The sequence below is a fragment of the Lachnospiraceae bacterium JLR.KK002 genome, assembly GCA_036941025.1.
Taxonomy (GTDB): domain Bacteria; phylum Bacillota; class Clostridia; order Lachnospirales; family Lachnospiraceae; genus Petralouisia.
This window is the reverse complement of record JAYMNP010000002.1, coordinates 25,865-36,933: the sequence shown is the minus strand read 5'-3', so window position 1 is coordinate 36,933 and position 11,069 is coordinate 25,865. Positions and strand designations below refer to the sequence as shown.

Annotated in this window: 10 protein-coding genes; 9 read left to right on the top strand and 1 reads right to left on the bottom strand. The window is 47.9% G+C overall.

Going from position 1 to position 11,069, the window contains the following annotated elements; genetic code table 11:
* Positions 1–927, bottom strand: a 927-nt coding sequence (locus VSQ32_20750; GenBank protein MEH2945189.1) for a YafY family protein, incomplete at its 3' end; no start/stop codon positions are given.
* A gap of 136 nt (positions 928–1,063) precedes the next feature.
* On the opposite strand from VSQ32_20750, the gene VSQ32_20745 reads away from it, so the two are divergent.
* The 9 genes from VSQ32_20745 (at position 1,064) to VSQ32_20705 (ending at position 11,032) form a co-directional block, all read left to right on the top strand.
* Positions 1,064–1,363 (top strand): YciI family protein, encoded by a 300-nt coding sequence (locus tag VSQ32_20745; GenBank protein MEH2945188.1) that lies wholly within the window; start codon positions 1,064–1,066, stop codon positions 1,361–1,363.
* Between the two features lie 381 nt (positions 1,364–1,744).
* Positions 1,745–2,428, top strand: a complete 684-nt coding sequence (locus tag VSQ32_20740) for a response regulator transcription factor (protein MEH2945187.1) — start codon at positions 1,745–1,747, stop codon at positions 2,426–2,428.
* A 1-nt stretch (position 2,429) separates the two neighbouring features.
* Complete coding sequence (locus tag VSQ32_20735) at positions 2,430–3,713, top strand: HAMP domain-containing sensor histidine kinase (GenBank protein MEH2945186.1); 1,284 nt, start codon at positions 2,430–2,432, stop codon at positions 3,711–3,713.
* Positions 3,714–3,828: 115 nt separating this feature from the next.
* Positions 3,829–5,445: an ABC transporter substrate-binding protein gene (locus VSQ32_20730; GenBank protein ID MEH2945185.1), complete on the top strand. Its 1,617-nt coding sequence runs from the start codon at positions 3,829–3,831 to the stop codon at positions 5,443–5,445.
* A 28-nt stretch (positions 5,446–5,473) separates the two neighbouring features.
* Complete coding sequence (locus tag VSQ32_20725; protein ID MEH2945184.1) at positions 5,474–6,457, top strand: ABC transporter permease; 984 nt, start codon at positions 5,474–5,476, stop codon at positions 6,455–6,457.
* Positions 6,441–7,280, top strand: coding sequence for an ABC transporter permease (locus VSQ32_20720; protein ID MEH2945183.1), 840 nt, complete (start codon positions 6,441–6,443; stop codon positions 7,278–7,280). Before VSQ32_20725 ends, VSQ32_20720 begins: the two co-directional genes overlap by 17 nt.
* Before the next feature lie 9 nt (positions 7,281–7,289).
* The gene (locus VSQ32_20715; GenBank protein MEH2945182.1) at positions 7,290–8,234 is read left to right on the top strand and encodes an ABC transporter ATP-binding protein; all 945 of its coding nucleotides are present in this window, start codon (positions 7,290–7,292) and stop codon (positions 8,232–8,234) included.
* Positions 8,224–8,904, top strand: a complete 681-nt coding sequence (locus tag VSQ32_20710; GenBank protein ID MEH2945181.1) for an ATP-binding cassette domain-containing protein — start codon at positions 8,224–8,226, stop codon at positions 8,902–8,904. The genes VSQ32_20715 and VSQ32_20710 overlap by 11 nt, the downstream gene beginning before the upstream one ends.
* A gap of 202 nt (positions 8,905–9,106) precedes the next feature.
* Complete coding sequence (locus VSQ32_20705; GenBank protein ID MEH2945180.1) at positions 9,107–11,032, top strand: diguanylate cyclase; 1,926 nt, start codon at positions 9,107–9,109, stop codon at positions 11,030–11,032.
* Positions 11,033–11,069: the final 37 nt, after the last annotated feature.

Genomic DNA, 11,069 nt, shown 5'->3' with positions numbered 1-11,069 from the left:
TAATTCGTATATTTTTTGCCGCATTAGCTTTATTAACTCCACTGGTTCTAATACAGTGGCATTATTTCCAAACGGCAATATATAATCGGCAACCCATTCTAAAGCAGCATGGTTTATTTCCATGTCGATTATCCCGCCACCTGTTGAAAATGTTTTTAATCCACTTGCAAGCAAACATTCACTTTCACAGCGTTTGACACCTGTATCCGTCAGCTGGATTTTCATGTGGTAATCGTTTTTAACCTCTGTTTTTTCAAGATATTCCTGAATTGACACAGGAATAGGATATTTTCCTTTTGGACAGGGCTTTTCCTCTATGATTTCTTTGATACGGTCAACCCGGAACACTCTGATTTGATTCGCTGTTGTACAATAGGCGGGGCAATACCACAGTCCATTCATAGCATATAAGCCAACAGGTATAATTGTGCGCGTGCTTTCAGAATATGTTGACGAATACCGTATTGTTGCGGCATGGCGGTTTATGGCAACAAGAAACATTGATTTAAGCAATGGTGAATCACAATGTCTGTCTGGAATCCAGAATACAACCTTGTTTTGCATCTGCGTGATACTGTTTTGTATATCTAATGGCAGACAATTCAAAAACTTTTTCATGACGGATATGGTTTCCTGTTCAAACGGCAGGTCACGGTGATATTGCAAGGCCTGACAGGCAAAGAAAATAGCTTTTGCTTCGTTTTCTGAAAAAGCAACAGGCGGCAAAATGCGTTCTTTTAAGATATGATAACCACCTGCAGCCCCTACTTCGGAGTAAAGAGGGAAGCCCGCCTGCTCCAATTCCTGCAAGTCACGCAGTATGGTTCTTTTTGATACCGAAAATTCATTTGCCAATTCGCCTGCCGTAAAATCTTTTTTTGCATTTATTGTTATCATCATTTCGATGAGACGTTCTGCCTTTGACATTTTTGAACTCCTTTTCAAATAGTGACAACTTTTGTCACTATTCTATGATAAACTATTTATGTTTCAAATTCAATATGGCATTAAAACGAAATCATGCACGCCCCATGTGGGAGAAAAATGTAAAGGAGAAAATCGTATGGAAAAACTGATGTACATGATGATGATTGAGAAAAGCAGGACCTATAATAAAATGACAAAACAGGTAGTTATGGAACACGTTGAGAACATAAGAAAGCTGGACGATGAAGGAAAGCTGGAAATCTGCGGTGTCTTTAAAGGCTATCCGGGAATGGCGGGTATGTATATCCTGAAAACAGAGAGTCGTGAAGAAGCAGAAGATATTTGCAAATCAGAGCCGCTGGTTATGGGAGGGTATGCAACCTGCAAATTAGTTGGTTTACAGATTGCAAATCGGGAAAATAATTATCTGATGTAATTGAGGCAGGGAACAACACTGGGGCAAACAGAATCCGGCTCACATGAAAGCTGAATAACCGCCACTACATGAAACGACACACTGAAACAGGAAATCAGGAAAAGGTTTCCTGTTTTTTGTACCCATTTTCTGGCATTTTCAAAAATCGCCAGTTGATAGATACATAGAGGGCTGGTATAGCCGTAAGCGGATACATAGCTCTGCCGGTTATCTGACGTCACAATAAAAGGAGGATGAGGAGCTAAAAAAGCAGCCTGATCTTTTAACTTTTTTTGTCCAAAGTATTGATACAGATTCAAACACGAAAAACATTCCAGGATTCGGCCTTTAGAGGACTTTTAGAGAACTGTTGTGGTATAATATGCACTGAGGAGGAACGCCATGAGAATACTGATGATTGAAGATGACAGAGGGTTAGCGGAACTGCTGCTGTACGGTCTGGAAGAGGAAGGATTTTCCGTGGATATCTGCCATGACGGATATGAAGGACTTCTGCTGGCCATGCAGGAAGCCTGCGATATGATTCTGCTGGATCGAATGCTTCCGGGTATGATGGGAGAAGATATTCTGAAACGTATGCGCCGGGATGGAATCAGTACGCCGGTCATATTTATTACAGCTCTTGGAGAATCCATCGAGAAAATCAACGGGCTGGATCTGGGGGCGGACGATTATCTGGTAAAGCCCTTTGAGATAGGAGAACTGCTGGCCCGGATTCGCAGCGTCATGCGAAGGACACTGGCCCAGCCTTCCCCTTTTCTGCTCCGGTTCGGAGATATCTGTTTTTCGGAAAAAGAATCAAAATTAATCCATCATGACCATACATATCTTCTGCCCGGACGGGAAGGACAGCTGCTTGCGTATTTTCTCCGGAATCCGCAGCAGGTTTTGAACCGTATTCAGATTATCGGAAATGTGTGGGGACCGGAGGCGGAAATCGAGGATGGGAACCTGGACAACTATATTTATCTGCTGCGGAAGAAACTGAACAGTCTGGATACCACTGTGCAGATTGTGACGGTACACCGGCAGGGATATTGCCTGATGGCAAAGCAGGAGGAGTGAGATGTTCCGGAAAATTCAAATCAGGCTTTCTCTGCTATGCTGCCTGTTTACAGAACTTCTGGTACTGGCCGTTGTGTTCTGCTGTCTTAAAATTTCAGAGAAGAGCATGTACGGACAGGAAGAAGCTTATTTTATGTTGAAAGCCGGCAATATTTCCCATGAACTGCACAGTGAAGCCCCCGTTACCATCAACTGGTATATGCGAAATGTAAATCCTGAAAAAAATATTCTTTATCTGGAAGTGGACGGCGTGCCATCCACCCTTTCCCAGGTGGTTCTGACAGAGCCGGAGCGCGGGCTGGCGGAAGAAGTACAGCTTTGTATGCAGGAAAATGAAATTTCTCCGGTTACCGGTAAGTTTACCTCCGACATGGAGTATTTCAGATATGAGAAAGAGAAACCGGGCTGTCTTGTACTGTACGGATGTGTTCAGGATCAGAGCCCCCGGATTACCTGGCTGTATCTGTACAGTCTGGAATCTTTTTACCAGAGGGTAAACCGGCAGCGGCTGCGGTTTCTGGCTGTATGGCTGCTGTCCATACCGCTGGTCTACGGATTTTCCTGCGGGTTTACGTCTCATGTGCTGAAGCCTGTGGTGCAGAATCAGGAACAGCAGAAGGATTTTATCGCCTTTGCCTCCCATGAGCTGCGTTCCCCTCTGGCTGTGTTTAAAACAGGACTGTCCATGCTGAAAAACAGACCGGATGAAGACAGGCAGCAGCGGATTTTTGCTCTGATGGGAAATGAAATGTCCAGGATGGAGCGTCTGATACAGGATCTTCTGTGTCTTGCAAAAGTGGAGCGGGCGGAGCTGAACTTTCAGTTTGAACCGGTAAATCTGGCGGAGCTTGTGGAAAGCGTATATGAGAAATATAAAGAAATTGCAGAGAAGAAAGAAATTATTTTGTCCTGCAGCCGGAAAGAAGGGCAGGATTATCACTGTGTCTGCGACTTCCGGCGGGTGGAGCAGGTGCTGGTGATTTTACTGGAAAACGCCCTGTACTACACCCCTTCCGGGAAGAACGTATCACTGAATCTGTACCGGCAGAGGGGCAGATGTTATATTCAGGTGGCCGATACCGGGAAAGGTATTCCCGATGAGGAAAAGGAGAAAATATTTGATAAATTTTATCAGGTCAGCAGTTCCCGCAGCGATAAGGAGCATTTTGGCCTGGGGCTGTCCATTGCCGGAGAAATCTGCAGCAGCCACGGCGGGAAAATATCGGTCAGTGATACAGAAGGCGGGGGCAGCACCTTTACGGTGCGGCTGCCGGTGAAAAAATAAAACACATTTTATTCATCCAGGGCAGGAAAGACCCCCCAGGGGGCTTCCGCCTTTTTTTCTTCTGTGGTAGCATAAACCATGTCTTACTATGAGTCAGAGCACAGGAGGAAACGATATGAATAAGAAAAGAATGTTTCTGCTTGGCAGCGTGATTCTGTTGCTGACAGGCTGCGGACAGGAACAGAAGCCCAGGGAAAAAGGAACTGCCGCCGGCGAGGAAAATTCTATTGTCTGCTATGTGGGACATGGATTCTGGGATGGTTCGCTGGACCCGGTAAAGGGCGGTTTTGCATATGGTTATGATTTTATAAATAACAGTCTGGTCCGGGTAAATGCAGATTCGGAATATGAGGGGGATCTGGCCCAAAGCTGGGAGGTCTCCGAAGATTCCCTGGTCTATACATACCAGTTAAAAGAAGGCATCCGGTTTCAGGACGGCACGGATTTTACAGCGGAAGATGTGGTATTCACCTATGAGACTGTGATGGAAAATCAGGGACAGAATGAAAAAGTGGATCTCTCCAGGCTGAAAGAAGTAAAAGCGCTGGATGATTTAACAGTGCAGTTTACTCTGAAAGAGCCCTTTTCTCCTTTTCTGGATACTACCGCCCAGCTTGGCATTGTGCCTTCCGACGGGTATGACAGCGGAACCTATGACAGGACGCCTGTGGGAACCGGTCCCTGGAAAGTCATCCAGTACGATACGGAGCAGCAGCTTATTGTGGAGGCAAATGAGGATTATTTTGAAGGAGCGCCGGAAATCAGCCGGGTGACCTTTGTGGATATGGACAACGAAGCGGCCTTTTCCAATGCCAGATCCGGCCAGCTGGATGTGGTGATGGTACAGCCTGTATACGCAGGAGAGAACATAGAAGGCATGTACATGAAAAAACTGGAAACCATGGATGTGCGCAACATCAGCCTTCCCTGCCGGGAACCCGGTGTGATTACCACTGCTGACGGAACGCAGGAGGAAGTGGGAAATCAGGTCACATCAGATGTGGCGGTGCGGAAAGCATTGTCCATCGGAATTAACCGTCAGGAAGTGATTGACCATGCGTTTCACGGAATCGGGAAACCGGCCCAGGGCTGGACGGACAATTTAATCTGGGGCAATACGAAGGTATATGAGGATTCCCAGGTGGAAGAAGCCCGGAAGATACTTGAGGAAGCCGGATGGAAGGATTTGGACGGAGACGGAATCCGGGAAAAGGACGGGATACTCTGTCAGTTTGAGGTGTATACTCCCTCAGACGAACAGGACCGTTATATGCTGGCAGCGGCGGTGGCGGAAAATGTGAAACAGCTTGGAATCTCCATAGAGGTAAAGCAGACCACCTGGGATGAAATCACGAAAAAAGCATACAGCCAGGGGGTGGTATGGGGCTATGGCCAGTACAGCCCCATGGTAATAGACAGTCTGTTCCAATCGGAACATTTTACCGTGCAGGCCTACAGCAATACCAACGGATATCAGAATGAGGAGGTAGATTGGCTGATGGCTCAGGCCATATCTGCCAATAATCAGGAATCGGCGGTATCATTCTGGAAAGAGGCCCAGACAGCCTATGCGGAGGATTACCCCTATCTGTTTCTGGTAAATATTGAGCACTGCTATTTTGTCAGCGACCGGCTGGATATTTCGGAAGAAACACAGATTCCGCACCCCCACGGTCACGGTATTCCCATTATCTGCAACATGAAGGACTGGAGCATAAAGGATGGAGAATAAAGGATGGGCATAAGAAAAGGATAAAGATATGAAAAAACTATGTATGACGATACTGCGCATGGTAACGCTGCTGATTGCCATAAGCATCATTGCATTTTTTATGGTGTCCCATGCGCCCATGGATCCGCTGACTGCTTATATCGGAACCGGTTCCACCATATCGGAGGAAGCCAGAGAGGAGATAGCCGAATACTGGGGACTGAACGACCCGCCCATGGAGCGGTTTTTCACCTGGGCAGGCAATGTGCTTCACGGGGATTTTGGGACGTCCATTGTATACAAACAGCCGGTACTGACGGTGATAAAGGAGCGGTTTCAGTATTCTCTGGCGCTGATTCTGATTGCCTGGAGCTGTTCCGGAATGCTGGGCTTTGCGCTGGGTATTCTGGCGGCAGTCCGGAAAGGAAAGCTGACGGATAAAATCATAAAAACCTGCTGTCTGGTGTTCCAGTCTGCGCCCACTTTCTGGGTGGGTCTTCTGATGCTCAGTATTTTTGCCGTAAATCTGGGCTGGTTTCCCATTGGCCTTGCGGCGCCCATGGGAAAAGCAGCCGGGGAGGTGACGCCGGGAGACCGGCTGTACCATCTGGTTCTGCCTGCGGTTACCTTAAGTATTCTGGGGATTGGGAAAATCACACTGTATACCAGACAGAAACTGCTGGAGCTTTTTGACAGCGAATTTATGCTGTATGCAAGAGCAAGAGGAGAAAGTACCTGGCAGATTCTGAAGCGTCACGGTATGAGAAATATAGCCATTCCGGCAGTTACGGTGCAGTTTGCCTCATTCAGCGAACTGTTCGGCGGAATTGCACTGGCAGAGTCGGTGTTTTCTTATCCGGGAATCGGAAGTGCCGTAACAGCGGCAGGACTGGGCGGAGACGTGCCTCTGCTTCTTGGTATTGCCATATTCAGTGCAGTCTTTGTATTTGTGGGGAACCTTATTGCAAATGTACTGTACGGGATGATAGACCCCAGAATCAGGGAGGGCGTTTCACATGAACAGAGAAACTGAAAAATTCTGGAACCGGAGAAGGAAAACACTGTGGGCCGTGACAGGGGCATGTCTGTATCTGACTGTCTGTCTGGCGGCGGGGCTGTGTATCAGCCCGGAACGTTATGGAGTGGATTATCAGGCCAGATTTATTGCTCCCTGTCCGGAACATCCTTTTGGTACGGACAGTATGGGCAGAGATATGTTTTTCCGGAGTGTCAGAGGATTGTCCAACAGTATTGTAGTCGGAATTCTGGCTTCTGCCGTCAGTTCTCTGCTGGCACTGGTATTCGGGGTGACAGCAGCTCTGAAAGGGGGAGCAGCGGACCGGTTTGTGAACTGGTGTGTGGATTTGTGTATGGGGATTCCCCACCTGATTCTGCTGATACTGATTTCTTTTATGATGGGCAGAGGAGGATTGGGGGTGACAGTCGCCGTTGCCCTGACCCACTGGCCGGAGCTGACAAGGCTGGTGCGGGCGGAGGTGCTTCAGGTTCGAAATGCACAGTATGTGCAGGCCTCCTGCCGCATGGGGAAAACCAGGCTGCAGGTTGCCAGGGAGCATATGCTTCCCCAGGTGCTGCCGGTATATCTGATTGGAGTGGTTCTGTTGTTTCCCCATGCCATTATGCATGAGGCGGCCATTACCTTTCTGGGATTCGGCTTTTCCCCGGAGGTGCCGGCTATCGGCGTGATTCTGTCGGAATCCATGAACCATATTGCCACCGGAAAATGGTGGATGGCTGTATTTCCGGGACTGATGCTTCTGGCGGCGGTTATGCTGTTTGATGTGGCGGGGGAAAATCTGAAACGCCTGCTGAATCCAAACAGCGGAAATGAATAGGAGGATTTCATGGAAAACAGAGAAAAACAGCCTGTGTTAAAGGTGGAACACCTGAGTATTTCCTTTGAACGGTATGACAGGGGAATGAAACGCCGGGAACTGGAACTGGTGCATGACCTTTCCCTGACGGTTTCCGCCGGAGAAATTGTGGCGGTGGCCGGAGCCAGCGGATCCGGAAAGAGCCTGCTGGCCCATGGGATTCTGGGAATCCTGCCGGGAAATGCCAGAATGTCAGGCACTATGAAATTCTGCGGCCAGAGACTGGACGCCTCCCTGCAGAAAAAGCTGCGGGGCCGGGAAATTTCTTTTATTCCCCAGTCTGTGGAATATCTGGATCCCCTGATGAAGGTGGGAAAACAGGTGGCCGGCGTCTGCTCTCACAAAGAAAAACGTAAGATACAGGAGAAGATGTATCAGGTGTTTGAGCGGTATCGTCTGAATCCGGAAACAGCGGACCGGTACCCTCACCAACTGTCCGGAGGCATGGCCCGGCGGGTATTGATTGCGGGGGCCGTTATGCACAGGGCCAGGCTCATTGTGGCGGACGAGCCCACGCCTGGGCTGCAGGAAGAACTGGCCAGAGAGACCTTTCAGAATTTCCGTGAACTGGCGGAAGAAGGGTGCGGAATTCTGCTGATTACCCATGATATAGATCTGGCGTTGCAGGCGGCAGACCGGGTGGCCATGTTTTATGCGGGAACCATACTGGAAATTGCACCGGCCGGAGATTTCAGGAAGCAGGGGGCGCTGCGCCATCCGTACAGCCAGGCATTTCTGCGGGCAATGCCCCGGAACGAATTTGAGCCCATTGAGGGAACCCAGCCCTACGCGGGAAATCTGCCGAAGGGCTGTCTGTTCCGGGACCGCTGTCCCAATTGGGATGAGGACTGTAAGGGCAGTGTGGAAATGCGCTCCTGGCGGGGCGGGGAAGTGAGGTGTATCCATGCAAAATAGCAACAGCGCAGTCAGCGATGCGGGAAAAGACAGTTCCAAAGCAGGACAGATTCTGCTGGAAGCCAGAAATATCTGTTTCCGGTATCACCGGAAATCCCCCTGGGTTCTGCAGCATGTAAATCTTAAAATTGCGGCAGGAGAACGGGTGGGACTGGTGGGGCCTTCCGGATATGGAAAGACTACCCTGTCAAAAATACTGGCAGGCTATGTAAAGCCGGTACAGGGGGAAGTGCTGTGGAAAGGGAAACCTCTGGCCCTGTCCGGTTACTGTCCCGTTCAGATGATTTCCCAGCACCCGGAACAGGCTGTGAATCCCCGGTGGAAAATGAAGAAAATCCTGCGGGAGTGCTGGCAGCCTCAGGATGAGCTGCTGAAACGCATGGGGATTGAGGAAGAGTGGATGGAGCGGTGGCCCGTTGAACTGTCCGGCGGAGAACTGCAGCGGTTCTGTATTGCGCGGGTACTTGGGCCGGAAACGGAATTTCTTCTCTGTGATGAAATCAGTACCATGCTGGATGTGATTACCCAGGCACAAATCTGGAAGGTGCTTCTGAAAGAGGCTGAAACCCGGAATATGGGTATGCTGGTGATTACCCACAATCATGCTCTGGCAGAAAAAGTATGTACCAGAATGATAAAGCTGCCGGAACTTAACGACAGTTCAGGATAAAATTCAGGTACGGAAGGCTGCCGGTATAGTGGACGACAATTATTTTTGCACTGACTGTTAAGAGGAGACAGAAGAAATTTCTGCTGTTACAAAATGACATGGTTTTGCGAAAAAAAGAAACTTTTTTTCATATAATATAAGTTATAATTATTAAGAAAAAGTTAAAATGCAACCAGTGACTGCGCAGGCAGGAGGAATTTACATGCAGAAAACCTTTATCAAATATACCTTTGCGATTATGACGGCCGCTATTTTCCTGATTTTTTTAATCAATACACTGTATACACTGCACAGTCTGAAATCTCAGCAGCTCAATGCTTTTCGTGCCAAAATGGAACAGGTTATCCATATTCTGGAAAATAATCAGGCGGAGCTGGAAATTATGAATAAAAACCTGGATTTGGACTATCTTACCAGAGTCCGGGCTGCCGCCTATATTTTTGACAGACAGCAGGATGTATCGAAAAATGTATCGGAAATGCAGTATCTGGCGGATTTGCTCAATGTGGATGAGCTGCATATTATTGATGAAAACGGGATTATTGTATCAGCTTCCGTAGCCGCTTATGTGGGCATGGACATGGCCGACCATAAGCAGACACGGGAATTTTTGCAGATTCTGGAGAGCGATGATGAGGATGCATATCTGATTCAGGAAATGCAGCCCAATGCAGCCATTGGGAAAATGATGAAATATGTGGGAATTGCCAGAAAAGGGCAGAAGGGCATTGTGCAGGTGGGCTTTGAACCGGTCCGCCAGATAGAAGCACAGTCCAGAAATACCTGTGAATATATTTTTTCAAGATTTCCCACAGACGAAGGGGAGGAAATTTTTGCCATAGATACTGCTACGGGAGAAATTGCCGGCCATTCCAGCGGAATGAACCAGGAATTTGAGGCTCCCTGTTATCAGCTGGAAGAAGTAGAGGATTGCAGTGAAGGCGCATATAAAGAAGGGAAAGACGGGGAGGTTATGTTTGTGGCTTCCAGGCCTTATGAAGATTTGCTGCTCTGTGCGGCGCTGCCGCGGGAAGTGCTGCTTCGGAAACTTATGGAAAGTGTGTTCAATACTCTGTTATATCTGGTACTGATAGAAGCAGTGGCTATTTTCCTTCTGAATTATCTGGTGAAAGATAAGGTAGTGAACGGAATCCATGCTATCATAGAAGGATTATCCGTGATTACCAACGGGAATCTGGATACTACCGTGGAGGTGGGAGGGAATCTGGAATTTGAAAAACTGAGCCATGGAATTAATACCATGGTAAAGAGTATCATAAACAGTTCTGACCGGATTTCCGCCATTATCGAAATCAGCGGTATACCGCTGGCAGCCTTTGAATATGAGAAAGATATCAACCATGTGTTTGTTACATCAGGTCTGCGGGAACTGCTGGAAATCCCGCCTCAGAGTGCCGGAGAACTATATGGAAATTCCGCATTGTTTGAGCGGTATATTCAGAATATAACGGAACATCCTCTGGAAGGGGAACAGGATGTGTTCCAGATTAGCAGCCTGAAATATATACGGATACACAGAAAAGAATCGGAACAGAGCTGTCTGGGCGTTGTCACTGACGTCACCAGAGATATTATGGAAAAGAAACAGATGCAGTATGAAAATACCCATGACGCTCTGACCGGCCTGTATAAATATCCGTATTTCAAACAGCGGGCGGCAGAGATTCTTAAGAAAATGCCGGAAGGAGAAGTCTGTGCTGTGGTTATGCTGGATTTAGATTATTTTAAAGGGATTAACGACAATTTCGGCCATGACGCCGGGGACAAATACCTGCAGAGTTTTGCTGCCGTTATGCAGTCCATGCCCTCAGAAAATGTGATGACGTCCAGACGTTCCGGTGATGAATTCTGCATGATGATTTTCGGCTGCAGAGACAGAGGGAAAATTGTGAAACTTCTGGATAATTTTTACAATATACTGAAACGGTACAGGGTTACCATGTCTGCGGGAAAATCACTGACCATCGGTGCTTCTGCCGGTTTTGCCTGTACGGAGAATTCTGGTATCAGTGTGGAAGAACTGCTGAACTGTGCGGACGAGGCCCTTTACGAAGTGAAACGTGATACAAAGGGATGCTATACAGAATATAAGGGTTCCGGGCTTTGACGGAACCCCGTTTCCTGTCTTACAGGATTAGGGTGTC

What these genes read in the sequence shown, in the direction of transcription:
- VSQ32_20745 (MEH2945188.1), top strand. Translation starts at nt 1,064, where the DNA reads ATGGAAAAACTGATGTACATGATGATGATTGAGAAAAGCAGGACCTAT.
- VSQ32_20740 (MEH2945187.1), top strand. Translation starts at nt 1,745, where the DNA reads ATGAGAATACTGATGATTGAAGATGACAGAGGGTTAGCGGAACTGCTG.
- VSQ32_20735 (MEH2945186.1), top strand. Translation starts at nt 2,430, where the DNA reads ATGTTCCGGAAAATTCAAATCAGGCTTTCTCTGCTATGCTGCCTGTTT.
- VSQ32_20730 (MEH2945185.1), top strand. Translation starts at nt 3,829, where the DNA reads ATGAATAAGAAAAGAATGTTTCTGCTTGGCAGCGTGATTCTGTTGCTG.
- VSQ32_20725 (MEH2945184.1), top strand. Translation starts at nt 5,474, where the DNA reads ATGAAAAAACTATGTATGACGATACTGCGCATGGTAACGCTGCTGATT.
- VSQ32_20720 (MEH2945183.1), top strand. Translation starts at nt 6,441, where the DNA reads ATGAACAGAGAAACTGAAAAATTCTGGAACCGGAGAAGGAAAACACTG.
- VSQ32_20715 (MEH2945182.1), top strand. Translation starts at nt 7,290, where the DNA reads ATGGAAAACAGAGAAAAACAGCCTGTGTTAAAGGTGGAACACCTGAGT.
- VSQ32_20710 (MEH2945181.1), top strand. Translation starts at nt 8,224, where the DNA reads ATGCAAAATAGCAACAGCGCAGTCAGCGATGCGGGAAAAGACAGTTCC.
- VSQ32_20705 (MEH2945180.1), top strand. Translation starts at nt 9,107, where the DNA reads ATGCAGAAAACCTTTATCAAATATACCTTTGCGATTATGACGGCCGCT.